The organism is Streptomyces sedi (genome assembly GCF_006335015.1).
Lineage (GTDB): Bacteria > Actinomycetota > Actinomycetes > Streptomycetales > Streptomycetaceae > Streptomyces > Streptomyces sedi.
The window spans coordinates 86,060-111,538 of the sequence record NZ_VDGT01000012.1 but is presented as its reverse complement, the minus strand read 5'-3'; the positions used below and the strand labels follow the sequence as shown (position 1 = coordinate 111,538).

The window sequence follows — 25,479 nt, the reverse complement described above, 5'->3', positions numbered from 1 at the left end:
CGCGCCGCCCGAGGACCGGAAGCGGTCGGGCGGCGCGTTGAGTGACAGCCGACGCAAGCCCCGGGCCGGGCCCTGTCACGTCGCGACGGCCACCCGCGAGGCCAGCTCCCGCGCCGCCTCGCGCCCCGCGCGGTTGGCGCCGACGGTGGACTGCGAGGGGCCGAAGCCGATCAGCCACACCCGCGGCTCGTCCACGACACGCGTCCCGCGCAGCGTGATGCCACCCCGCGCGTTGCGCAGTCCCAACGGGTCGAGATGGCCGAGCGCCGCCTTGAAGCCCGTGGCCCACAGCAGGGTGTCGACGGCGGTGAACGAGCCGTCGGCCTCGCGGACCCCCAGCGGCTCGACGGCCGTGAACATCGGACGCCGCACCAGCGCCCCACGCTCCTGGGCCGCGCGGGCGTACGGGGTCCAGGCCAGGCCGGTGTAGGAGACGACGCTGCCGGTCGGGCGCCCCGACGTCACGTCGGCCGTCACCCTGGCGATGACCTCCCGGCCCTCCACCTCGGGGCGGAAGGCGCCCTCGCGGAAGACCGGCTCGCGGCGCGTGTACCAGAAGGTGGTCGCCACCCGGGAGACCTCCTCCAGCAGCTGCACGGCCGAGATCCCGCCGCCGACGACCGCCACCCGCCGCCCCGCCAGCTCCTCGGCGGAGACGTAGTCCCTGGTGTGCAACTGCCTGCCGGCGAAGGTCTCCTGGCCGGGGTAGCGCGGCCGTACCGGGTTGTTCCAGGTGCCGGTCGCGTTGACCAGCGCCCGGGTGCGCCACCGGCCGGCGCTGGACTCCACCAGCAGCTCGCCCTCCGGGTCCGCGTCGGCCCTGGTGACGGCGGTGACGGTGACCGGGCGGAGGATCGGCGGGCGGGTGGCGTGTTCGAACGCGGCGAAGTAGCGGGGAACGGCGTCCCGGCTCGGCTCGGCGGGGTCGATCGGCGGCTGGGGGAAGTCCGGCAGGTCGAAGATGCCGTTGACCGTCTCCATCCGCAGCGACTCCCAGCGGTGCCGCCAGGCGCCGCCCGCGCCGGACTCGGCGTCGAGCACCACCACGGTGCGCTCCGCCTCCGGATCGGTCAGCGCGCTCGCGAAGCCGCGCCGCCCCAGGTGGTAGGCGGCCGACAGGCCGGCCTGCCCGCCGCCGACGACGACCACGGTGGCGCGGCGCTCGGCGCCCGCCTCGGCAGGGGTACCCATCAGCCGAACTGTACCGAGCGCTTGGCCAGCCCCATCCAGAAGCCGTCGATCACGCTGCGCTGCTCGGTCAGCTCGCCCACGGCGTCCGCCGCTCCCATGGTGACGAAGAGCGGCGCGAAGTGCTCGGTGCGCGGATGGGCCAGGGCGCCGGCCGGCGAGGCGTGGACGAAGTCGAGCAGCGCGTCCGCGTCGCCCGCCTCCAGCGCCTCGTGGCCCCAGTCGTCGAACTCGGCCGACCAGGCCGGCACGCCCCCCTCGCGGAGCGCGGAAAGGTTGTGGGTGAAGAAGCCCGAGCCGACGATCAGCACCCCCTGGTCCCGCAGCGGCGCCAACCGCCGACCGACCTCCATCAGCCGCACCGGGTCGAGGGTCGGCAGCGAGATCTGGAGCACGGGTATGTCGGCGTCCGGGTACATCTCCACCAGCGGCACATAGGCGCCGTGGTCCAGCCCCCGCTCCGGCACGTCCGCCACCGGCGTGCCGGCGGAACGGAGCAACGCGCGGACGTCTGCCGCCAGTTCGGGGGCGCCCGGCGCGGGGTAGCGCACCTGGTAGTAGCGCTCGGGGAAGCCCCAGAAGTCGTACTCCAGCGGCACGGACGTGGTGGCGCCGATCGCCAGCGGGGCCTCCTCCCAGTGCGCCGAGACCATGAGGACGGCCTTCGGCCTCGGCAGCTCGGCCGACCAGGCGGCGAGCTGCCCCGGCCACAGGGCGTCGTCGGCCAGCGGCGGGGCGCCGTGCGAGAGGTAGAGCGCGGGCATGCGGGCGGACGCGGGTGCGGCGGTCACGGGAGCCCTCCGACGGTCTCATTGAAGCTTCAACTTCTTACCGTCAGAGTACTCCACCCGCCCCCCGTCGCGTCGACGGCGCGGTCGGCGCGACGGGGGCGAGGAGCGAGGGGCGAGGGGACCTCAGCAGGTGCCGTCGGGGAACCGCAGACCGTTGTCCGCGCCCGCGATCTCGCGCACCACGTCGGGGACGCAGTCGGCGCCGTCCAGAGGGAAGGAGTAGGGGATGTCCACCGTGGTGTTGGACTCCGGGTCCGGCCCCGCCGGGTTGGTCTCGTCGCCGGGCTCGGACCAGGTCACGTTCTCGAAGACGTTGCCGTCGACCTGCCAGTAGCCGGCCTCGTCCGTGTAGAAGGTGCCGAGGACGTCCTTGGAGTCCTGGAAGTAGTTGTTGTCCACCCGCACCCGCGCGCCGGCACGGGAGTTGATGCCCGACTCGTGGATGTCCACGAAGTGGTTGTTGAAGACGTGCCCGACGCCGCCGCGCAGCAGCGGGGTGCGGGAGTCGATGTTCTCGTACAGGTTGTGGTGGTAGGTCACATAGCCGTTGGAGGTGTCGCTCTCGCTGGAGCCGACGAGCCCGCCGCGGCCCGAGTCGCGCAGGACGCTGTGGGAGAGCGTGACGTACTGGGTGTTGTTCTTCATGTCGAAGAGCCCGTCGAAGCCCTCGTCCTCGCCGCCGGACGCCTCCAGCGTGACGTGGTCGACCCAGACGTTGCGCACGTCCTTCTCCATGCCGATGGCGTCGCCGCCGTTGGAGGTGGGCGAACCGGACTTCTTGACGTTCCGCACCGTCACGTTCTGAATGATGATGTTGCTGGACTCCCGGACATGGATGCCCAGTTCGTCGAAGACCGCGCCGTCGCCGACGCCGACGAGGGTCACGTTGCTGATCTGCTTCAGCTCGATGACGTCGTCGGCGGTGTTGCAGCTGTCACCGGAGACCTTGCTGGTGTTGCCGTGGTTGACGGTCCCCTCGACCTCGATGGTGATCGGGGTGTCGTCGGCGGCCCGCGAGCAGAGCGCCTCGTGGATCCCGGTGCCGGTGCCGACCCGGACGGTCTCGCCGCCCTCGCCGCCGGTGGTGCCGCCGTTCTGGCTGGCGAAGCCGCTGGCCGTGCCCGTCGCCGAGGTGGACGGCTCGGCCGACGCCCCGGCTGTCGACAGCGCGACGCCGCTCGCGGCCACCACGGCCAGCAGCGTCGTGGCCACGCCGGCCCGCGGTAGTACTCGTTTCCTCATGGTGGGTCCGCCTTTCAGCGTTGTGGGGGGTGTGGCGGGTGCCGCTCAGTCCGTGACCCGGACGCCGCCGAAGGTCACCACGAGGCTGCCGTCCTCGGCGAAGGACCAGTCGGGGGCGCCCGCGTAGGCGCCGCAGGAGGCGCCGTTCTCGCCCGACCAGAACTCGTTGGAGGCGTCGACATCGCCGATCGTCCGGTCGTTGGAGCCGCTGTCGCACGAGACGTTGTCGCGGAAGACGGAGGAACCGCCGTCGAAGTTGAAGTTGCGCTCCTCGCTGCCGATGCTCACGTTGCCCGAGACCGTCATGGAACCGGTGTTGCGGTTGTAGGTGAACCCGTGCTTGCCGTTGCCGTGGGCGATGTTGCCCCGCAGCACGTGGTCGACGCCGATGTCCTCGCCGCCCAGCTTGTAGCCGTTGCGGTCGCCGTCGCCGGACTGGGAGCCGTCGGAGAGCTTGCCGTTGGCGTAGGCGAGCGAGTCCTCGATGGTGACCGCGCCGATCGCGCCGGTGTCCGACTTGGTGTACAGGTCGTAGCCGTCGTCGATGTTGTGGTGCGCGACGGTGTAGCGGAAGACGTTGCCCGGCCCGACGGTCAGCTTGGGCGCGAAGCCGTCGGCGTCCTCCCCGTCGGAGTCGACGTTGTCGTGCGAGACCGCGCTGAGCACCAGGTTGTTGGCGGGCCACTCGCTCTCCGGGGTGTCGGAGGTGGCGCGGGAGAGCTGGAGCCCGGAGTCGCGGTTGTGGCGGGTGACGGTGCGCTCGATGACGTTGTCGCTGCCGCTGACGAAGATGCCGTTGTCCCCGGCGTGCTCGACGGTGATGCCGTAGAGATGCCAGTAGGAGGCGTTGAGCGCCAGACCGCGGTTGGCCGGGTCCTCCTCCTGGGCGGAGAAGTCCAGCACCGGGGTCTCCCCCGGGTAGGCCGACAGCGTGGTGCGCGCGTCGGCCGTGCCGTCGCCGCCCGCGATGGTGACCGTCTCCTCCAACGCGTAGCCGCCGTCGCGCAGATAGACCGTCCCGCCGGCGGTGACCCGTTCCAACGCGGCGGTGAGCGTGGTCGGGTCGTCCTCCGTCCCGGCGGCGTCGGCGTCGCCGTCCGGCGCGGCGTAGAGCGCGTCGGCCGCGAGGCCGGGGGCGCCGGGCTCGTCGGCGCCGGCGCCGACGGCCGCGCCCAGCAGCCACGCCGCCATCACGCCGGCGAGCGGGACCGCGAGGGCGACGCGACGGCGGCGGGCGGGAACACGGACCAGAGACATGGGCTCATCTCCTCAGAACCGGGGTGGGGGGTGCCTCGGCGAGGTCGACGCACTTCTCGAAACGGGGAAGGGGTGGGGCCAGCCACCCGCGGCTCCCCGGTCCGCCTCGCGTCGGCCACGCGAGTTCTCGTCGCCGGGACGGACGGCACGTGCCGCGCCGCCCGGCGTTGACCGGTGGTGTGGAACGGCGGGGACCGAGCGGCTCCCTGGTGGGTTTCGGCCTCGCCGCGCAAGCGCTTGCCCTCGGGGCCGGGGGTTCCCGACCTGGTCAGGGGCGTCTGGGGGAACAGCGTAGGAGCGGGAGGCCGAACAATTCCGGGGTGCGCGTGGACAATAACGATCCCCGCGCCCCTCCCCCGCCGGGTGCCCCGCGTCAACACCCCCCGGATGAGCGCCCCGCCGCGCCCCCGCGGTCGCTCAGTCCCGGTGGCCGTAGGCCGGGTAGGTCAGATAGCCGTCGTCGCCGCCCTGGTAGAAGTCCCGCGCGTCCTCGGGGCTCAACGGCAGTGCGGCGCGCAGCCGTTCCACCAGGTCCGGGTTGGCGATGAACGCGCGCCCGAAGCTGACCAGTTCGGCGCCGAGGCCCAGCCAGTGGTCGGCGTCGGCGCGGCTGGTCCGCTTCGGGCCCCCCGGCGGGACCGGGTTCATGATCAACGTGCCGGGCCAGGCCGCGCGCAGCCCGAGCAGCACCTCCTCCTCGCTGGTCGCGACGAGATGGACATAGGCCAGGTCGAGCCGGGCCAACTCGGCGAGCAGCGTGCCGTACAGCCGGGGCACGTCCTCGTCCGCGACGCCCCAGGTCGTCGAGCCGGGCGAGAGCCGGATGCCGGTCCTGGCCGCGCCGACCGCGTCGACGGTGGCCTCCGCCGCCTCGACGGCGAACCGGACACGGCCGGCCACCGAGCCGCCGTAGCGGTCGGAGCGCAGGTTGGCGTTGCTCGACAGGAACTGCGAGATCAGATAGCCGTTGGCGCCGTGCAGCTCCACCCCGTCGAAGCCGGCCGCCACCGCGCCGCTGGCCGCCTCCGCGTACGAGGCGGCGTGCTCGGGGACCTCGGCGGTCTCCAGCGCCCGGGGAACGGGCGCCGGGCGGGGGCCGTTCGGGGTGAAGACCTCGCCGACGGCGGGCACGGCCGAGGGGCCGACGGGCCGGAAGCCCGTCGTGTCGGGGTGCGAGACCCTGCCGCCGTGCATGAGCTGCGCGAAGATCCGGCCGCCGTTGGCACGCACGGCCTCGGTGACCGGCCGCCAGGAGGCGACCTGCGCCGGGGTGTGCAGCCCGGGCGTGCCGGGGTTGGACTGGCCGACCAGGCTGGGCTGCACGCCCTCGGAGACGATCAGCCCGGCGCTGGCCCGCTGCGCGTAGTAGCGGGCCATCGACGGCGTCGCCAGGCCCCCCTCGGCGGCCCGGACCCGGGTCATCGGGGCCATGACGACGCGGTTGGGGAGCGCCAGCTCGCCGAGCCGGTAAGGGGAGAAGAGGGATGAGGGGGATGAGGGGGATGGCATCGTGCGGACTCCTCGCGATTCACGGCGTTTCCCAGATCTTGGGCGCGCGGTTACGCTAAAACCTCACATCCATGTGAGAGGCAAGCCCGGAGGGCGGAACGTTGCGGATCGGGGAGCTGGCCGCGCGCACCGGCGTGAGCGTGCGGTCGCTGCGGTACTACGAGGAGCAGGGGCTGGTGACCAGCGCCCGGAGCGCCAGCGGCCAGCGGCACTACACGGAGAGCGCCGTCGACCGGGTGGCGCTCATCCAGCGGCTCTACACCGCGGGGCTGTCCAGCCGGACCGTCGCCGCGCTGCTGCCGTGCGTGGACGCGCCCAGCCACCGGGCGACGGACGCCGCGCTGGAGAAGATGGCGCGTGAACGGGACCGGATCTCCGCGCACATCGACCAGCTGGCCGCGACCAGGGACGCCCTCGACGCGGTGATGGAGACGGCGCGCTCCTACCGCGCGGGACAGCGGTCGCCGGAGTGCGTGGGCGACCGGGCGGCGGAGCGGCGCGCGGGATGATTCCGGGCCGCCGGGTGGGGTCCCGGCGGGTGCGGGGTTGACTGGCGGCATGAGGATGCGCAGCAGTTCCACCGCCGCCGTGGTCGTCGCCGTCTTCGCCTGGGGGGTGCTCACGTCGTGTTCCTCGGACGGGGACTCCGCCGCGGACCCCGGCGCCGGGGAGGCGTCGGGCGCCGAGTCGTCGGCGCCCGACGGCGACGACGAGGCCGGTGCCGGTGAGGAGGAGCGGGAGGAGGAGCCGGAGGAGGCCGCTCCCCCGCCCTCCGGGCCCTGCGCGGAGGGCAGTTGCGAGGTCGAGGTGGTCGTCGGGGACGTGGTCGAGGTGCCGACCGCCTACGGGCTGGGGCCGATCGAGGTCACCGGCATCGCCGGCGACACCGTCGAGATGGTCGCGCCGCTGACGGGCCCGGGCTACAGCATGGCCGGCTGTTCCGGGGGCGGCGGGGTGAGCTCGAACGGCGGCGGTGGCGTGGGGATGAGCTGCGAGGTGGGGACGGTCGCCACCGTCAACGAGGCGATGAGCCTGGAGGTCGTCGAGATCGTCGACGCCGGCGCGGTGCTGCGGATCGAGCCGGCCGGCTGAGGGCGGGACGGGTCGGGGCGCGGCGCGTCGGGGAGGCGCGGGTCGGGTCGGGGCACGGGTCGGGTCGGGTCGGGGCACGGGTCAGGAGAAGAAGACCAGGTTGACGATCGCGACCGTCCCGATGGCCACGATCAGCCCGCGCATCAGCCCCGGCGGCAGCCGACGGCCGACGCGGGCGCCGACGATGCCGCCGAGGGTGGCGCCCACGGCGATCAGCGCGACGGCGAGCCAGTCGATCGAGTCCCAGGCGACCGCCATGAAGACCACGGCCGCGACCAGGTTGACGCCGGTGACCAGCAGGTTCTTCACCGCGTTGACGGACTGGAGCGACTCGCTGGTCAGGATGGACAGCAGCCCGACGACCAGGATGCCCTGCGCGGCGCCGAAGTAGCCGCCGTAGACGCCGACCACCAGCGTGCCGCCGAGCAGCGCCGCGCGCCGGCCGAACGAGGGGCCGGTGTCGGCGCCCTCCGGGTCCTCGGCGGCGCGGCGGGCGGCGGCGCGTTGCACGAACGGTCCGGCGACGACCATCACCAGGCCGGCGGCGATCAGCACCGGGACGATGGTGCGGAACGCGTCGTCGGGCAGCACCAGCAGCAGCGTCGCGCCGACGACCCCGCCGAGCAGCGAGGCGGGCAGCAGCACCCGGGCGAGGCCGGCGTTCTGGCGCAGCTCGTGCCGGTAGCCGAGGGTGCCGGAGAGACCGCCGCCGACCAGGCCGATGTTGTTGGAGATGTTGGCGACCAGCGGCGGGTAGCCGCAGAGGACCAGCACCGGGAACGAGACCAGCGTGCCGGAGCCGACGACCACGTTGATCATCCCGGCCCAGAAGCCGGCCCCCAGGATGGCGGCCCACTTGCCTCCGACGGCCGCCGCCTCGACCAGCCCGGCGTCGGCGATCACCACCGGTCGGCCCGCCCCTCCGCCGCGACTCCCGCGCCCCGCCCGTGACCGTCCGTTGAGTTCATGGCCCCAGGCTAGAACCCGAGGCCGGCGGCCCCGCGGCCAGCCCGGCGCCCGGCGTCGGGGAGCCGGGGTGTGGCGCACCCGGGTGGCGAACGGCCTGGCTCGGGCGCCCGGCAGGCCCAAGACTCGGTGCCGGCGGGGAGCACACCACCCGCCGCGCGCCGCCCGCCGGGTGGCGCGCCCATGTGTGCGGGGGGAAGGAGTCCCGATGACGGAACAGGACGGCGGACGACGCGCCCTGGAAGCGCGGCTGCGGCAGTTGGAGGACAGGGAGGCCCTGCGCGGGCTGCTGATGCGCGGCTGGCGGGCGTTGGACCGCAAGGACTGGGACAGCTGGATCGCGCACTGGGCCGAGGACGCGGTCCTCGATTTCGGTCCGTGGGGGGAGACGCGCGGCCGGCGGGCGATCAGGGAGCGGGTCGAGGCGGCGGAGGCCGCCTACCCGGCGATGCAGCACCACATCCTCAACCTGCATCTGGAGGTGGAGGGCGACCGGGCGACCGGCACCGGCTACATGTGGTTCGTCGCGGTCACCGAGCCCGAGCGGGCGGACTCCCCGTACGCGATGGGCGGCCCCTACGACTGGGAGTTCCGCCGGGGCGCGGACGGCCGTTGGCTGATGACCCGCCAGCGGCTGGGGCTGTGGTGGACGACCGGCGAGGACGCGGGCGACCGCTTCGCCGCACCACGGGGGTGAGGCGGGCCGTGCGCGGGGCGCGTCGCCCTCGCCCCGGCCGCGTGGGGGCCGGCTACTCCGGGCCGCCCGCCGCCCCGCCCTCGCCCTCGGACCAGCTCCCCGCGGGCGAGGTCCCCGCGGGCCGGCCGTCCACGACCTTCGTGAGGAGGGTGCGGATGCGGTCGGGGTCGGCGTCGCGGTCGTCGAGGAGGATCGCGGCGCAGAGGCCGTCGCACAGGGCGACGAACGCCTCGACCGCGCCCGGGTCGTCGGTCCGGGTGCGGGCCAGTGCCGCGACGCTGTCGCGCCAGCCGCGCGCCGCCGGGCGCAGCGCCGGGCGGCGGGCGGCCAGCGTCGACAACTCGCGTTCGGCCAGGGCCCGTTCGCGTCCGGGGCCGGCCGAGTCGGCGATGAGCCTGGCGAGTCCGCCGACCGGGTCGTCGTCGGCGTCGACGAGCCGGCGGATGTGTCCCGTGTACGCGTCGGCGACGCTGGTCAGCGCGGCGACCAGCAGGTCGTCGAGGGTGGCGAAGTAGTAGAGCGTGAGGCTGGTGGTGATCCCCGCTTCCTTGGCGACGGCTCGGTGGGTCACCCCGGCGGCGCCGTCCCGGCGGACGACGGTGAGCGTCGCCTCGATGATCTGGGCCCGACGGCGTTGGCCGCGCAGCCTGCGCCCGTCGACCGTGCCCTGTTCGTCCGCCATCGGCCCTCACCGCTCGTCGACACCCGCCAGGGTCGAGGCTATCCGCTCGGCTGCGGGGGCGGGTTGGCCGATCGGGCGGATGTGGCGCAGCGCGCGGAGGCAGACGAGCGCGGCGGCGGCGACGGCGGCCCCGGCGACGAGCGCGGCGGTGTGGAGACCGCCGGTGAACGCGTCCCGCGCGTGCGCCAGGGCGCCGGGCGGCAGCCGGTCCGCCACGGACACCGCCCCGGAGAGGCTGTCCCCGTAGGAGTCGGCCACGGGCCCGGCCGGCACGGGCCGTTCCCCGGCCGACGACCGGTAGAGGGCCGTCGCGAGGCTGCCGAGGAGCGCGACCCCGACCGCGATGCCCAGCTCCTGGACGGTCTCCGACATCGCGGCGGCCGACCCGGCCCGCTCCGGCGGCGCCGCGCCGACGACGATGTCGGTGCCCAGCGAGGCGATCGTGCCGAGGCCGAGGTAGAGGAAACCGAAGCCGACGACCACGCTGATCCGGCTGTCGTCGCCGGCGAGGGCGAGCAGGGCGTAGCCGACCAGGGAGAAGGCCAGGGCCGCGGCCATCACGTTCCCGGGCGGGACGCGGGTGGCGAGCAGCGGCGCGCCGATGCCGCCGAGCAGCATGGCCAGCGCGGGCGGCCCCATCCACAGGCCGGCGGCCGTGGGCGGAAGCCCCTCGACGAGCTGGAGGTACTGGGTGATCAGGAACATCATGCCGCCGAACCCGGCCAGGCCGACCAGCAGCACGCCCAGCGCGGCGGAGAACGCGCGGTCGGCGAAGAGCCGCACGTCCAACAGCGGTTCTTCGAGGCGGAGTTGGCGGCGCACGAAGGCGAGGGCCGAGGCGCAGGCGAGCAGGGCGGCGACGAGCGCCTGCCCGTCGGGACCCTCGGCGGCGACGTGCTTGACGGCGTAGACGGCCGGCAGCATCGCCGCCAGCGAGAGGGCGACGCTCCACGGGTCGAGCCGTCCCGCGGCCGGCCGGCGCTCCGGCAGCAGCGCGGGCGCGGCGACCAGCACCAGCACGGCGACGGGCACCGCGAGCAGGAAGACCGCGCCCCACCACAGGTGGGCGGAGAGCACGCCGCCCACCACCGGTCCGGCCGCCATGCCGAGCGCGAACATCGTGGCCCAACCGCCGATCGCCAGCGCCCGCTGCCTGGCGTCCCGGAACATGTCGCTGATCAGGGAGAGCGTGGAGGGCATCAGCGTCGCCCCCGCCACCCCCAGCAGCGCCCTGGCAAGGATCAGCCAGAGCGCTCCGGGGGCGAACGCGGCGAGCACCGAGGCCGCGCCGAACGCGGCCATGCCGATCCTCAGCAGCCGCCGGCGTCCGACCCGGTCGCCGAGGGTGCCCATGGTGATCAGGAACCCCGCGATGAGGAACCCGTAGGAGTCCATGATCCACAGGGTCTCCGTCGCGCTCGGCCGCAGCTCCGCGGCGAGGCTCGGGACGACCAGGTAGAGCGCGGTGACGTCCAGCCCCAGCAGCGCGGTCGGCAGCGCCAGCACCGCGAAGCCGGCCCACTCCCGCCTTCCGGCGCGCGGTGACGGTTCGGTCCCCATCTCACCCTCCCACTTAGTTGAACTCGGGTACTAGTTGTACCATCGTTCAACAATGAGCGCGCGGGGGTACCGGGAGAGTGGCCGGGGCGCGGAGCCGGAGCCTCGGGGCGGGGCTAACGTGCCGTGGATTCGCTCAGCAGCCGCAACGCCAGGTCCTTCAGCTCCTGGTCGGCCTCGCTGGCGTCGCCGGAGTCGAACGGCGGCGCGGGGTCGTACTCGATGATCAGCTGGATGGCGCGGGCCGTCCGCTCGTCGGCGAGTTCGGACGCCAGCAGCAACGCCATGTCGATGCCGGCCGAGACGCCGGCGCCGGTCAGGATCTTCCCGGAGCGCACATGGCGTTCGGGGACATAGGTGACCCCGTAGGTGGCCTCGATGTACTCCGCGGACGCCCAGTGGGTGGTCGCCCGCCGGCCCGTCAGCAGCCCGGCTGCGGCGAGGATCACCGAGCCGGTGCAGACGGAGGTGGTCCACCGGGTGTGGCGGTGGACGCGGCGGATCCACTGCCGCAGTCGCGGGTTCTCGATGGCGCCGACCGTTCCCTCCAGGCCGCCGCCGGGGACGAGCAGCACGTCGAGGCGGTCGACCTCGTCGAGGGAGGCGTCGGCGAGAACGGCGACGTCGCGGGTGTCGGTGCGGACGGGACCGGCGCGCTCGCCGAGCAGGGTGACGGTGGCGCCGGGCAGCCGGGAGAGGACCTCGGCGGGGCCGGTGGCGTCCAGCAACGTGAACCCCTCGTAGAGCAGCACGCCGATGCGGGGGCCGCGCTCCCCCGGGAGCCCCGGGGCCGGCTCGGCCGCTGGGAGCGGGGCGTCGGCGCCGGCCGGGGCGGCACCGGCGAGAACGGAAACCGCCGCGGTGGCGGCGGTCGCGCCGAGCAGGGTGCGGCGGTCGGTGAGGCGGGTCGCCCCGTTGTTCCTGTTGGTCATGGGACGGAAGCCTGGCGCGGCGGCGGCTTCCGTGGGAGCGGCGTGTCCTTCATCCTGCGGAGCGTGTCCCCCGTCGCACCGTAGTGGTCGAGCAGCGCCTGGCGCAGCACCGTCTCCGAGCCGAAGCCGCAGCGGCGCGCGACGGCGGCCAGCGGCAGCGCGCTGGTGCGCAGCAGATGGACGGCGGCCTCGGCGCGGGCGGCGCGGACCGCCCGGGCGGGGGTGGTCCCGAGATGGGTCGTGAAGAGTCGGGTGAGATGGCGCGGGCTGACCCCGGCCCTGGCGGCGAGGGCCCGCGGGCTCAGGTCGTCGGCGATATGCCCCGCGACATGGCGCAGCAGGTCGGCGACGGCGCGGTCCCTCGGCGGCGGGGCGGCGAGAAACGCGCTCAACTGCGCCTGGTCCGCCGGCCGGTGGACCCAGGTGACCAGTTCACGGGCGACCGCGCGGGCGAGGACCGGGCCGTGGTCGTCCTCCACGAGCGCCAACGCCAGGTCGAGGCCGCTGATCACGCCGGCCGAGGTGAAGACGTGGCCGTCCCTGACGTAGAGCGGCGTGGGATCGACGGCCACCGCCGGGTGGCGCTCGGCGAGCGCGCGTCCGAACCGCCAGTGGGTGGTGACCCGCCGGTTGTCCAACAGGCCGGCCGCGGCGAGCACGTCGGTGCCGGTGCAGACCGAGGCGACCCGGCGCGCGTCCCGCGCCAGCCGCCGCACCTGCGCGACGAGCGCCCCGTCGCGCGCCGCCGCCTCGCTGCCGGCGCCGCCGCTGACCAGCAGCGTGTCCAACCGCCCCGTGACCTCGGCCAGGGCACGCGGCGCGCCGACCCGCAGCCCGCTGGAGGTGCGGGCGGCACGACCGCCGAGGGTGGCGACCTCGACGGCGTAGGGCGGGGTGGCCCGGTGCGCGTTGGCGATCTCGAAGGCGCCGGCCGGGCAGGCGATGTCCAGGATCTGGGCGTCGTCGTAGGCCACGATCAACACCCGGCGTTCCGCCGCCCGTTCGTCCACCACGGCCTCCTCACCCGGGCGGGCCCGTCCCGCCGCTGGTCGTGGAGCGTAGACCGGCGGCGGGCACGGGCGCCGGTCAGGGGCCGAGGAGCGGCGCCAGGGGCGCGTCGGGGTCGGTGACGACCTGGCGCAGCAGCGCGGTCAGCTCGTCCGCCCAGGCGGCGACGGTGGCCGGCTCGAAGAGGTCGGTGGCGTACTCGAAGGTCACCTCCAGCCCGGACTCGTGCGGCACGAGGACGACGTAGAGCGCGTTTCTGGACACGCCGGGGAGAGGCAACGGGCGGACGTCGGCGGTCAGTTCGGGCAGGTCCAGGGCGGGGGGCGGGGTGGTGACCACGGTGAAGAGCACGTCGGGGAAGGCGCCGTCGGAGGCGCCGGGGGCGACGAGCTCGGCCACCTCGGCCAGCGGCAGCTCCTGGTGGTCGAGCGCGGCGAAGAGGCCGGAGCCCAGCTGCCGCGCCAGGTCGGCGACGGTCCCGGCGTCCGAGAGACGGGCGCGCAGCGCCACCGCGTCGCCCAACAGCCCGACGACATCGGCGCGTTCGGGGACCAGCCGGTTGGCGCTCGACGCGTTGAGCACCACGTCGTCCCGGTGTCCGGTACGACGGGCGGCCCACACGGCGAACGCGGCGGCGAGCACCGCGTAGGGCGTGGTGCCCAGCCGGGTCGCGGTCCCCGGCAGCGCGCGGGAGAGCGTCACCTCCAGCGTGCGGGTGTGCAGGGCACCCCGGCCGGAGAGCACCGGCGGACGCGGCCGGTCCGTCGGCAGCGCCAGGTCGAGCGGGGCCCCGGCCAACTCGTCGCGCCAGAAGCGCTCCAGCTCCGCCCTGCGCTCCCCCGCCAGGGCGGCCTCGGCGCGCGCGACCGCGGGGAACTGCCCGCCGGGCGGCGGGAGTTCCGGGGCGCCCCGGCCCTCGGCCGCGTGTGCGAGCGCACCGAGGTCGCGCCAGAGCACGCCGAGCGACCAGCCGTCGCAGACCGCGTGGTGAAAGACCGTCAGCAGGCTCCAGCGGTCGGGCCCCGTCCTGGCCAGCCGGAAGCGGAAGAGCGGCGCGTGCTCCAGGTCGAACGGGCGGCCGGCGTGGCGCAGGCACCACCGTTCCACGTCGGCGTCGGCGACCGGCGCCCCCGAGTCCAGTTCGTCCACGGGCAGTTCGACCGCCACCCGGTCCAGAACCTCCACCAGCCGCCGCCCGCCGCGCACCACCAGGCGGGTACGCAGCGCCTCGTGGCGTTCGACCAACGCGGCCAGCCAGGCGCCCAGTCGCTCCGGCCGCACCGGGCCGCGCAGGTCGACGCGGTGGGTGACGTGGTAACAGCCGGCGTCGGCGCGCTCGTGGTGACGGCGCCACAGGCGGCGTTGGACGGCGTTCATCGGCACGGTCGCCGTCACCTCGGACGGCTGGGCCGAGCCGCGCGCGGCGACGCCCCTGACGGTGGGGGTGCGGAAGAACTCGGCCATCGACAGGGTGAGTTCCAGCTCCCTGGCCACGCGGTGCAGGAGTCGCACGGCGCTCAGCGAGTGCCCGCCGAGGGCGAAGAACGAGCGGGTCACCGGCACGTGCGCCACGCCCAGCTCCTCCGCCCACAGCTCCCGTAGGGCCTTCTCCAGCGGGGTGGCGGGCTCGTCGTCGTCGACGCCGGGCACCGGCTCGGCCTCGGGCTCGGGGAGCGCCTTCCGGTCGAGCTTGCCGGAGGCGTTGACCGGCAGCCGGCTGAGCCGCGCCCAGCGGCGCGGCACCAGCGGGTCCGGCAGGAGCACGGCCAGCGCCTCGCGGGAACGGGCCAGCGGGTCCCCGCCGTCCGCGCCGGGCGCGGGGACCACGCAGGCGAACAGCTCGCGTTCCCCGTGCCGGTCGCGGCGCGCCACCACGGCGGCGTCGGCCACCCAGGGCAGCGCGGTCAACGCGGCCCTGACCTCGCCGGGTTCGACCCGGTGGCCGCGGATCTTGGTCTGGTCGTCGATCCGGCCCCGGTACTGGAGGGACCCGTCGGCGCGCCAGCGCGCCAGGTCCCCCGTGCGGTAGGTCGCCGCGCCGGTGCCGTCGTCGAGGAAGGCGGCGGCGGTCTCCTCGGGGCGGCCCAGATAGCCGGCGGCCACGGGCACGCCGCCGACATGGAGTTCGCCGACGGCCCCCAGCGGCACCGGCCGGCCCGCCGGGTCCAGCAGGCGGAGGCGGGCGCCGGGCACCGGGGTGCCGATCGGCGGCCACGGGTCGTCGGCCCCGGGGTCGACCCGTTGGGAGGTGACGATCACGGACGCCTCGGTCGGCCCGTACTGGTGGTACAGCGTGCAGCCCGGGTGCCGGTCGAGGAACCCGCGCACGCCGTCCGTGAGTTGGAGCGCCTCACCGGCGGTGAACAGCTCCCGCAGGGTGGGCAGCCGGGGCTCGGTGTCCAGCAGGTGCCGCAGCGGCGTGCTGGGCAGGAACATCCGCTCCACGGCGTGGCGGCGGACCGTCTCGGCGACCTCCACCGGGTCGCGGCGCGCGGCGTCGTCGATCAGCACCAGCGTGGCGCCGGCCGCGAGGGTGGTGAAGACCTCCTGGACGTGCACGTCGAAGACCGGCGCCGTCCACTGGAGGGTGCGCAGCGCGGGGTGTGCTTCGAGATGGGCGAGGACCAGGTTGACCGGGCCCCTGTGGGGCACCACCACCGCCTTGGGGCGGCCGGTCGACCCCGAGGTGTGCAGGCAGTAGGCGGGGTCGTCCGGGCCGGCCGGGTCGGGGGCGCCCCGCGCCTCGACGGGCTCGTCCCCGTCCGCTTCGAGGGGCACCAGCGGCACGGTCCCGGCGAGCGCGGGGTGCGCTTCGAGGGTCGCGGCGTCGCAGAGCAGCGCGCACGGCTCGCCGTCCGCCAGCAGCTCGGCGAGCCGGGGCGTGGGCGCCGACGGGTCCAGCGGAACGTAGGCGGCGCCGCTGGTGAGCACCCCGAGCAGCGCGGTGATCAGCTCGGGCCCACGCGGCAGCAGCACGGCGACGCGCCGGCCCCGACCGGCGCCCGCGGCCCGCAGCCGGGCCGCGAGCCGTTCGACCCGGTCGGCCAACTCGCCGTAGCTGACGTGGTGTTCGCCGTGGACCAGGGCGGTCGCGCCGGGAGCGCGGCGGGCCTGGCGGGCGAAGAGCCCGTGCAGGGTGTCCTCGACGACGGGCGCCGGCTCGTCCAGCCGCCCGAGCCTGGCGAGCGCGGCGCGCTCGGCGTCGGGGACGGCGGTCAGCGCGGCGAGCGGGGCGGCGGGGTCGGCCAGGGCGCGGCGCAGCAGCGCCTCGACCCGGTCCAGCAGCCGCCGCACCGTGGCCGCCTCCAGCAGCGCGGTGTCGTACTCGACGGCGACCCGCACCCCGCCCGGGTGGTGCGTCAGATAGAAGGCGAGGTCGAACGGGGCGCGGTCGCTGGGCACATCGAGCAGCGTCACGCGCGGGCCCCCCGGGTCGGAGGCGACGGTGCCCTCGTTCTCGTACTCCACCAGGACCTGGAAGAGGGGGTTGCGGCCGGGGTCGCGGGTGGGGTTGAGCGCGCCGACCAGCTCGTCGAACGGCACGCCCCTGTGGTCCAGCGCCTCGGTGCCGCGTTCCCGCACCCGCCGGAGCAGGGTGGGCAGGTCGGGGTCGCCCGTGAGGTCGAGCCGGAGCGGCACGGTGTCGAGGAAGAACCCGACGTGCCCCTCGGCCCCCTCGGGGCGCGCGCTGACGGCGGTGCCGACGACGATCTCCGACTGTCCGGCGTGCCGGGCGAGCACCGCGGAGAGGGCTCCGGTCAGCGCCATGAAGAGGGTGGCGCCGTGGGAGGCGGCGAACTCCCGCACGTGCGCGATGAGTTCGGCGTCCCATGCGTGGCTCACGCTGGCGCCGACGCCGGTGCGCACCGGCGGCCTGGGGCGGTCGGTGGGCAGCGTCAACTCGGGTGCGCCGGCGAGCCGACGCACCCAGTGGTCGAGTGCGGCGGCGCGCTCGGCCGCGCTCGGCTCCGCCGGCCGCGGCACCTCGGGCAGCGGCGGCAGCGGCACGGCGCCGGGGGAGGTCCCGGTCTCGGCACGGTAGTAGGCGACCAGGTCGGAGACGAGGACGGGCGTCGAGGCGGAGTCGAAGACCAGGTGATGGGCCATCAGGAAGAGCAGATGGCTCTCCTCGGAGAGCCGCAGCAGCCGCGCCGTGACCAGCGGCCCCTCGGCCGTGTCCAGCACCCGGCCGCGCTCGGCGGCCAGCGCGGCGGTGACGGCCCGGGCCACGTCGAGCCCGGGATGCTCCTCCACCGGAACGTCGAACGGCATCCGGGCGCGCACCTCGCGGTGCGGCACGCCGTTCTCCTCGCCGAAGACGGTCCGCAGCGCGGGCTGCCGCGCGGCGACGCGGTCCAGCGCCCTGCGGAGCGCGGGCACGTCCAGCGGTCCTTCGAGGTGGACGGCCTTGGGCTCGTGGTACATGTGGGTGCCCGGGTGCAGCCGTTCGAGGAACCACAGCCGACGCTGCGCGGGCGTCAACGGCAGCCGCTCCGGCGGCCGTTCGGCGGGCGGGGCGGCAGGCGCGGGCACGGCGCTGGCGGGCGGGGCCTTCGGGGGCGCGGTCCCCGCGGGCGCGCCGCGGGTGGGCGCGGGCTCGGCGGCCAGGTCGCGGCGGAGCCCGTCGACCAGTGGCAGCGCCGCCAGCACCTTCTCCTTGTCGACCCCGAAGTCCACGAAGCAGGCGATCTCGTCCGCCCCGGCCGCCAGCAGCCGACGGGCGGTGGCCAGCGCCGCCTCCCGGTCGCCGATCAGCGCGCGCGAGTCGCAGTAGTCGGCGTAGGCCCTGCCGAGCAGGAACTCCACGTCCTCCTCGGGCGAGTTGGCCAGGTCCACCTCGAATCCGAGGCTGTTGGTCACCTGGTTCAGCAGCGAGAGCGAGGAACGCAGATAGTTCAGGAACGGGCGGCGAGCCTCCGCCCTGGCGTCGGCGTCGTCCTCGGCCAGATAGGTGTGCATGAGCACGACCACCCGCCCGCCGGCGGGGTCGAGCCCGTGCTCGGCGCGGGCGGCGCGGTAGCGGGCGATGTTCTCGGCCAGCCGCTCCACCGTCTGCGTCATCAGGTTGGTGACCACGCCCAGGCCCTCGGCGGCGGCCCTGCGGTAGCTGTCCGGGTTGCCGACCACGGCCGCGTACATCGGCGGGTCCGACTGGACGGGCGCCGGGTGGAGCCGCACGTCGACGGGTTGGCCGTCGCCCGAAGCCGTGGTCACCGCCTCGCCGGCCCACAGGCTCCGCACGGTCGCCAGATGCTCGTACATCACCTCGCGGTGGCGCCCGAAGTTCTCCGGCGCGAGCGCGAAGTCGGTGGCGTGCCAGCCGCTGGCGAAGCAGAGGCCGACGCGCCCGCCGGAGACGTTGTCGACGACCGACCACTCCTCGGCGACCCGCACGGGGTGGTGCAGCGGCAGCACGACGGAACCGGCGTGCAGCCGGACCCGGCTGGTCCTGGCCGCCAGCGCGGCGGCCAGGACGGAGGGGTTGGGGAAGAGCGCGCCGAACGAGGCGAAGTGCCGCTCGGGGAACCACAGCGCGTGGAACCCGTTGCGGTCGGCGAACTCGGCCGCCTCCATGATCAGCGCGTACTTGTCGTGCGCGTCGTCCTCGGGATAGTCGCCGAAGAAGTAGAGGCTGACGTCACAGGCGCCGGGCGGCGTGGGCACCTGGGCAACGGGCGCGGGCGCGCGCTCCGTCACGGGCGCGGACGCGGGCACGGGCACGCTAGCGGGGGCGGGCGCGGGCACGCTCGCGGGGGCGGGCGCCGTCGACGCGCCGCCGAGCACGTCGAGTTGACGGCCGATCACCTCGCCGACCTGGTCGGCCAGCCGCTCCATCAGCCGCAGCTGCCGCGCCATCAGCGCGTGCGGGCCCTCCTCGGGAACGGGAGCGGGAACGGGAACGGACGCCGGAACGGGAACGGGCGGCTCGGCCGGGACCCGCGCGGACGGCCCCGCCGGGGCGGGCGCGGTGCGGGGCTCGGGGGCCTTGGCGGTAACGGGCGTGACGGCGGTCGGCGCGGCGGGGCGTCGCCCCTCCGGGGCCAGCCGGGCGGCCAGCGCACGTGGCGTGTCGACGGAGTCGAAGAGTTCCCGCACCGGCACACGCACGCCGTGCCGCCGTTCCAGCGCGGCCGTCAGGCCCATCAGCGAGAGGGAGTCGGCGCCCAGCGCGAGGAAGGAGTCGTCCGGGGCGATCTCCGCCTCCGGTCTGCCCAGCTTGTCGGCGGTCAACTCGCGTACCGAGGCGAGCAGTTCCTCGGGTACGGGGGCCGGCGCGGACTCGGGGTCCGTTGCCGGCGCGGACTCGGGCGCGGGGGCCGGCGCGGACTCCGGGTCCGTTGCCGGCGCGGGCGCGGCGGCCCGGCGGCGTGTCGCCGCGAACGGCACCGCCGTGCGGCGCTGCGGATGGCCGGGCAGCGGGACGCGGCCGACGTCCGGGACGAGCGCCGGCCAGTTCAGCTCGGCGCCCGCGCGGTGGAGCGCGCCGAGCGAGGCCAGCAGCCCGGCCGCCTGCTCGGCAGCCGTGTCACCGGCGCCCTGCCCCCGCAGCCAACGGCTCTCCGGGGTGGCGGCGCGGCCGAGCCCGGTGAGGGCGTCACCGGCGCCGGCCTCGACGAAGTCGCGGTACCCCAGCCGCGCCGCCGTGGCCAACACCAGGTCGAAGCGGACCGGTTGGCGTCCCTGTCGGCACAGGTGGTCGAGGTCGACGCGCCAGCCGGCCGGCCGGTGGACGCCGTCCGTCGCGGTCAGCGACGGCAGCCGCAGCGGCCGGAGTTCGACCCCGGCGGCGAGCGCGCGGAAGGCGCGCAGCGCCAGTTCCATGGCGGCTGAGTGAAAGGCCCGGTCGACGGGGAGCGCGCGGTGCGGCACCCGCTCGTCGGCGCAGCGGCGCGTCAACTCCCCCAGCGCCTCCGGGTCTCCGGCGACGACCTGCACCCCGGGGCCGTTGTGCGCCGCCACCGTCGTGCCCGTCGCCTCGGCGAGCCGAAGGGCGGTGGACGGGTCGGTGAGCAGCACCAGCATCCCGCCCGGCGGCGCGTGCTCCCGCGTCGCCCGGCCGCGCCAGGCGGTGAGCCGCAGCCCGTCCTCCAGGGTGAGGGCGCCGGCGGCGTGCAGCGCGGCGAACTCGCCCACGCTGTGGCCGAACACCAGCGCCGGCTCGATCCCGGCGGCACGCCAGGCGGCGGTCAGCGCGGCCTGGTGGGCGTAGAGCGCGGCCTGGGCCGAGGCGGCGGGCAGCGGCTCGTCGGCGTCGCCGTGCAGCAGCGGTGCGAGCAGCTCGCCGTCGAACTCCCGCGCGTACAGCGCGCCGCAGCGCTCCAGCGTCCGGCGGGCCGCCGGGTGCGCGGCCCACAGCCCGGCGGCCATGCCGCGCCGGGCGCCGCCCTGCCCCGGGTAGGCGAACGCGAGCCTCCCCGTCTCCCGACCGGCCTCCGGCGCCGGCGCGCCGAGGGAACGGGCCAGCTCCTCGGCGGTGCGGCCGACGGCCACCGCGCGGGCGGCCCGGTGCGGCCTGCCGTGGGCGAGGGTGGCCGCGACCTCGGCCGCCGCGGGCGCGGGCCGCGCGGTCAGCCGCTCGGCGAGCCGGTCCACCAACTCGCCGAGCGCCGCCGGGTCGTTCGCCGAGACCGGCACCAGCAGCGGCAGCGCGGTCTCCGGCGCGGGGGAGCGCGCGGGCGCCTCCTCCAGCACCAGGTGGGCGTTGGTGCCGCCGACGCCCAGCGCGCTGACCCCGGCGCGGCGCGGCGTCCCCTCGGGGACGGACCAGGGCCGCACCGTGTCCACCAGGGTCAAAGGCCCTTCGTTCAGCGGCAGTTCCGGGTTGGGCGTGGCGAGTCCCACGGTGGGGGCCAGCGTGCGGTGGCGCAGCATCAGCACGGTCTTCAGCAACCCGGCCATGCCGGCGCAGCTGTCGAGATGGCCCACGTTGGGCTTGACCGAGCCGACGGCGACCGTCCCCGCAGGCACGCCCCGTCTGGTCAACGCCTCGCGGAGCGCGGTGAGTTCGATCGGGTCACCGAGGGCGGTCCCGGTGCCGTGGGCCTCGACGTAGCTCAGGGCCGACGGCGGCACGTCGGCGCGGCGCAGCGCCTCGCGGACGACGTCGACCTGGCCGGCGACGCCCGGCGCGGCGAAGCCGGCCTTGGCGGCGCCGTCGTTGTTGACCGCCGAGCCCCTGATGACGGCGTGCACGGTGTCGCCGTCGGCGAGCGCCAGGTCGAGGCGTTTGAGGAGGACGACGGCCACGCCGTTGCCCCCGACGGTGCCGTCGGCCTCCGCGTCGAAGCTGCGGCACCGTCCGCTGGGCGAGAGGATCGAGCCCGGGTGCCCCAGATAGCCGGTGTGCTGCGGCAGGTGAACGGCGGCGGCGCCGGCGAGCGCCAGGTCGACCTCGCCGTCGAGCACGGCGCGCGCGGCGAGGTGGACGGCGACCAGCGCGGTGGAGCAGGCGGTGCGCACCCCGATCGCGGGGCCGGTGAGGCCGAGCCGGTAGGCGACGCGGGTGGCCAGGAAGTCCGGTTCGCGGCCGATGGCGTCGGTCATGCCGGCGCCCGGGTCGTCCGGGTCGGGTTCGGGGCCGGCCGGGGGCCGCTGGTGGTCGTAGAGGTGCATCCCCGAGCCGGCGAAGACGCCGACCCGGGTGCCGGCGGGGGCGCCCGCGTGTCCGGCGTCCTCCAGCGCGCGGTGGCAGCACTCCAGGAAGAGGCGGTGGGCGGGGTGGGTCGCCTCGGCCTCGGCCGGCGTCATGCCGAAGAACGCGGGGTCGAACTCCTCGACGCCGTCGATCACCCCGCCCACCGGCACCCGCGCGGGGTCCGCGCGTTCCTCGGGGGTGAGCCCGGCGGCGGCCAGCTCCGCGTCGTCGAAGACGCGCAGCGCGCTGCGCCCCTCGCGCAGCAGCTCCCAGAACTCCTCGGGCGTCGCCGCCCCGGGGAAGCGCAGCGCCGTCCCGACGACGGCGACCCGCCGCGCGGCGTCGTCCCCGGGACGGCCGGCGGGCGCGGCGGCCGTCTCCCCCGGCGCCGGGGCGGGGGTCGCGCCGTCCGCGCCGTCCGCGCCGTCCGCGAGATGCGCGGCGAGGGAGGCGACGGTGGGGTGGGCGAAGAACGCGGCGGACGGCGGCGCGGCGCCGAGCCGTTCGGCGAGCCGGGCCCGCAGCCTGGCCAACCGCACGGAGTTCAGGCCCAGTTCGTAGAACGGCGCGGTGTCGTCGACCGGCCCGTCCAGCAGCGCGGCCAGTTCCTCGCGCAGGAGGTCGGCGACGGTTCCGGGCTCGGGCGTGGGCTCGGTGTCGAAGTCGCCGGCGAGCAGCCGTTCCCTCAGCTCTCCCCGGCGGACCTTGCCCGCCGGGGTCCTGGGGAACTCCGCCGGCGCGACCGGCACCACGCGGGCCGCGGTCAGCCGCAGCCCGGCGTAGAGCGCAGCCGCCGTCTCGCGGGCGATCCGCTTGTCGTCGGCGCCCCGGCTGGCGAAGAAGACGGCCAGCTCCTCGGTGCCGGTCTCGGCCCGGGGGATCCCGCAGGCCGCCACCGTGTCGCGGGGCAGCCCGAGGGCGGCGGCGACGGCCTCCTCGACCTCGTGGCTGTAGACGTTGTGGCCGTTGATGATGATCAGGTCCTTGCGGCGGCCGGTGATCACCAGCTGGTCGTCGGCGAGGAACGCGAGGTCGCCGGTGTCCAGCCAGTCGCGCCCCCGGGGGAAGGCGGCGGCGTCGGCCGCCGGGTCGTCGACGTAGCCGGGGGTGACCCTGGCGGGGGCACGCACCTGGAGCCGGCCGACCCGGCCCGGCCTGGTCGGCTCGTCGGCGTCGTCGACCAGCCGCAGGGTGACGCCGTGGGCGGGCCGGCCGCAGGCGACGAAGGTGACGGTCTCCTCGTCAGGGGTGTCGGGACCCGCGGCGACCAGGTCGCCGGCGAGGCTGTCCTTGCGCAGCCGGTGCACGGAGCCCGGCCGGTCCAGCCGTCCGTAGGTGACTCCGGTGACGGTCTCGGCCATGCCCCAGGCGGGCACCACATGGCGCTCGGTGACGCCGAACGGTGCGGTGGCGTCGAGGAATCGGCGCATCACCGGCCACGTGACGCGTTCCCCGCCGCAGACCAGGGTCCTGAGCGCGGAGAGGTCCCAGTGGGCGTCGGGCCGTTGGGCCAGCGCGTCGGCGAGGAGCTGGAAGCCGAAGGTGGGCGCCCAGCCGTGGGCGGCGCGGTGCTCGTGGAGCAGGTCGAACCAGCGTGTCGGCTCGGCGAGCACCCACTCGGTGGGGGCGTGCACGTTGGTGGAGCCGGTGAAGACGGCCAGCAGGTGGTAGAGGAGGAAGGCGCCGCTGTGGTCGACGGGCAGCCAGTTGACCAGGGTGTCCTCGGGGCGGACGTCGAGGACGCGGCGGGAGCTGGCGGCGAAGTCGGCGAGCCCGGCGTGGGTGAGGCGGGCGGCCTTCGGGGCGCCGGTGCTGCCGGAGGAGAGCATCAGCAGGGCGGTGGCGGCGGGGTCGGGCGCCGGTTCCCCCTCGACGGGGCGGGCGGAGAGCAGGTCGCGCGCGGCGACCGCCCTCAGCTCCGGGTCGGTGCCGGCGAGCGCCTCGGTGTCGGCGGGGTCGAGCAGGATCAGCGGGCGGTCGAGCAGCCGGTCGACGTGGCGCAGCCGCTCCCGCGCGGGCGAGTCCCGGGTGGGGCGGTCCGCGATGGCGACGGGCCGGGCGCCGTGCAGGAGGCAGCCCCAGAACGCGGGGAAGAACGCGGCGAGCGGCAGCCCGCACAGCACCACCGCGTCGCCCGGCCGCACCTCGGCCTCGCGCAGCCCGCCGGCCAGTCGGCGGGCCGCGTCGAGGAGTTCGGGATAGGTGAGGCTGGTGCACGTCCCGTCGTCGGCGTAGGTGACGACGCGTCCGGGTCTGGTCTCGGCGGCTCTTAACAGGGCGCGCACGGCGTCCGGCGCGTCCTCGGTCGTCCGCTCGGGTTCGGGTCCCCGGCTCTGTGCCTGCCCTTGGACGCGTTCCATCGGTGTTTCCCCATCTCTGTGCTCGCGGTGGTCTCTCGCGAAGTCGGTGGTCGTGCGCCGGTCAGGCGCGGGCGGTGGCGGGCTCCGGAGGGGCGGAGGCGCGCCGGCGGGTGGCGACGAGCAGCAGGGCCAGCGCCCCGCAGAACGCGGCGCCGTGGAAGAGGCCGACCACGGTCACCGCCGGCCACACCTCCAGCGCGCCGGCGGCGGCCACGGTGCCCAGGGCGAACCCGGACTGCTCGGCGGTGGCCGAGAGGCCGAAGAGGCGGCTCCGCTCCCGGTCGGGAACGGCCTGGAGGCGTGAGGTGTAGACGATCTCGGTCCAGCCGTCGGCGAAGCCGGCGCAGGCGGCGGCCAGCACCAGGCCCACGGCCGGCAGCCCGAGGAAGGCGGTGACGAACGCGACCGACATGGCGCAGGTGCCCAGCGTGAACGCCCGCGTGCTCCAGGCGCCCTCGCCGGCGCGGCGGCGCAGCACCAGGTGGGCGAGGACGGTGCCGACCGCCCAGGCGGCCCAGAACTGGGTCATGAAGACCGCCGGCGCCGCGGCGTGTTCGGCGTTGGCCACGACGGGCAGCGCCACGTTGTGCGAGGACGAGGCGAGGGCGTCGAGGCCGCGCAGCAGCACGAGGCCGAGCAGCAGCGCGGGCAGCCCGGCGAGCGCGCGGAAGCGGCCGGCCCGCGGGGCGCGCCCCGCCGGCTTTCCCGGTTCCTCGGTGCCCGGCGGCAGGTCGGTGCGGGGCCGCAGCAGGAGCAGGGCGACGGCGGAGACGGCGAAGCTGGCGGCGTTGAGCGCGAACGCCAGCGGGTAGCCGCCCCAGCCGATCACCGCGGCGGCGGAGGCGAAGCCGAGCACGGTGGCCAGCGAACGGGCGGTCACCAGCAGGCCGTTGACCCGTCCCCTGGCCTCCTGTCCGACCATCACGGGGACGGCGCTGCGCAGCGCCACGTTGAAGCAGGTGTTGCCGGCGCCCAGCACCACCACGGCGCAGGCGACCAGCGCCAGCGGGGTGGCCTCGCCGCCGAGTGCCAGCGCCGCCATGGCGGTGGCCTGGGTGAGGTCGGCGCCGATCATGGTGGTCCGCCGGCCGATCCGGGCGGTCAGCGCGCCGGCCGCGAGCCCGGCGGCGAAGCCGGCGCAGAGCCGCAGCGCCATCAGCAGGCCGACGCCGAGGGCGGTGCCGGTGATCTCGTAGGAGAAGAGGGAGAGCGCGATCAGGTTCAGATAGTTGCCGTAGGACGAGACCGCGTAGGCGCACGCGAGCAGCCTCAAGCGCTGGTCCAGTGCCGCCACCGTGCCCCCATGTCACCCGAACGCGTCATTCCGCTTTCCCCCGGCCCGACCTTAACCAGCCGCACACCGCCGAAGTCCAGCGCGACATGAACGCAATGCGACTTCTCTCGTGGCGAGTTGACGCCACGTGCCTCCCACGGGGCGCCGGGGGCGTGCGGCGGGCGGAACGCGCCCCTCCTCTTCCGGCCGTTCCGGGAACTCGCGCCGGGCGGACGACGTTTTCCGGAAACGTGAGGCGCTACCACACCGGTAGGCGGCCGGACAGAGAG

14 protein-coding genes and 1 pseudogene are annotated in these 25,479 nt (G+C 75.6%); 3 read left to right on the top strand and 12 right to left on the bottom strand.

The features are described 5' to 3' along the window. Positions 1-75 precede the first annotated feature (75 nt). From FH715_RS17105 to FH715_RS17085, 5 genes and pseudogenes are all read right to left on the bottom strand, one after another. Positions 76-1,191: an FAD-dependent oxidoreductase gene (locus FH715_RS17105; RefSeq protein ID WP_139646192.1), complete on the bottom strand. Its 1,116-nt coding sequence runs from the start codon at positions 1,189-1,191 to the stop codon at positions 76-78. Further along, complete coding sequence (locus tag FH715_RS17100) at positions 1,191-1,952, bottom strand: dioxygenase family protein (protein WP_139646342.1); 762 nt, start codon at positions 1,950-1,952, stop codon at positions 1,191-1,193. Before FH715_RS17100 ends, FH715_RS17105 begins: the two co-directional genes overlap by 1 nt. Before the next feature lie 153 nt (positions 1,953-2,105). Next, a pseudogene (locus FH715_RS17095) lies at positions 2,106-3,221 on the bottom strand (pectate lyase family protein); the annotation flags it as partial. Between the two features lie 45 nt (positions 3,222-3,266). Beyond that, positions 3,267-4,478 carry a right-handed parallel beta-helix repeat-containing protein gene (locus FH715_RS17090; RefSeq protein WP_139646188.1) on the bottom strand — a complete coding sequence of 404 codons (1,212 nt, stop codon included), beginning with the start codon at positions 4,476-4,478 and terminating at the stop codon, positions 3,267-3,269. A 417-nt stretch (positions 4,479-4,895) separates the two neighbouring features. Then, complete coding sequence (locus tag FH715_RS17085) at positions 4,896-5,987, bottom strand: alkene reductase (protein WP_139646186.1); 1,092 nt, start codon at positions 5,985-5,987, stop codon at positions 4,896-4,898. A gap of 101 nt (positions 5,988-6,088) precedes the next feature. Here FH715_RS17085 and FH715_RS17080 point away from each other — a divergent pair, with 101 nt between their 5' ends. After that, positions 6,089-6,496, top strand: a complete 408-nt coding sequence (locus FH715_RS17080) for a MerR family transcriptional regulator (RefSeq protein ID WP_139646184.1) — start codon at positions 6,089-6,091, stop codon at positions 6,494-6,496. Between the two features lie 49 nt (positions 6,497-6,545). Beyond that, positions 6,546-7,079, top strand: a complete 534-nt coding sequence (locus FH715_RS28975) for a hypothetical protein (RefSeq protein WP_246108806.1) — start codon at positions 6,546-6,548, stop codon at positions 7,077-7,079. A gap of 81 nt (positions 7,080-7,160) precedes the next feature. On the opposite strand, the gene FH715_RS17070 is transcribed toward FH715_RS28975, so the two are convergent. Continuing rightward, positions 7,161-7,985, bottom strand: a complete 825-nt coding sequence (locus FH715_RS17070) for a sulfite exporter TauE/SafE family protein (protein ID WP_246108805.1) — start codon at positions 7,983-7,985, stop codon at positions 7,161-7,163. 268 nt (positions 7,986-8,253) lie between these two features. Between FH715_RS17070 and FH715_RS17065 the strand changes: the two genes are divergently transcribed. Beyond that, positions 8,254-8,742, top strand: a complete 489-nt coding sequence (locus FH715_RS17065) for a nuclear transport factor 2 family protein (protein WP_139646182.1) — start codon at positions 8,254-8,256, stop codon at positions 8,740-8,742. A 52-nt stretch (positions 8,743-8,794) separates the two neighbouring features. Here FH715_RS17065 and FH715_RS17060 read toward each other — a convergent pair whose 3' ends face one another. The 6 genes from FH715_RS17060 to FH715_RS17035 form a co-directional block, all read right to left on the bottom strand. After that, a complete protein-coding gene (locus FH715_RS17060) occupies positions 8,795-9,424 on the bottom strand; it encodes a TetR/AcrR family transcriptional regulator (RefSeq protein ID WP_139646180.1) in 630 nt (209 codons plus the stop codon). Between the two features lie 6 nt (positions 9,425-9,430). After that, a complete protein-coding gene (locus FH715_RS17055) occupies positions 9,431-10,984 on the bottom strand; it encodes an MFS transporter (RefSeq protein ID WP_139646178.1) in 1,554 nt (517 codons plus the stop codon). 113 nt (positions 10,985-11,097) lie between these two features. Next, positions 11,098-11,913 carry a DJ-1/PfpI family protein gene (locus FH715_RS17050; protein ID WP_139646176.1) on the bottom strand — a complete coding sequence of 272 codons (816 nt, stop codon included), beginning with the start codon at positions 11,911-11,913 and terminating at the stop codon, positions 11,098-11,100. Next, positions 11,910-12,896: a GlxA family transcriptional regulator gene (locus tag FH715_RS17045; RefSeq protein WP_139646336.1), complete on the bottom strand. Its 987-nt coding sequence runs from the start codon at positions 12,894-12,896 to the stop codon at positions 11,910-11,912. Before FH715_RS17045 ends, FH715_RS17050 begins: the two co-directional genes overlap by 4 nt. Positions 12,897-12,999: 103 nt before the next feature. Beyond that, positions 13,000-23,916, bottom strand: coding sequence for a non-ribosomal peptide synthetase/type I polyketide synthase (locus FH715_RS17040; RefSeq protein WP_139646174.1), 10,917 nt, complete (start codon positions 23,914-23,916; stop codon positions 13,000-13,002). 61 nt (positions 23,917-23,977) lie between these two features. After that, a complete protein-coding gene (locus tag FH715_RS17035) occupies positions 23,978-25,189 on the bottom strand; it encodes an MFS transporter (protein ID WP_246108803.1) in 1,212 nt (403 codons plus the stop codon). Positions 25,190-25,479: the final 290 nt, after the last annotated feature.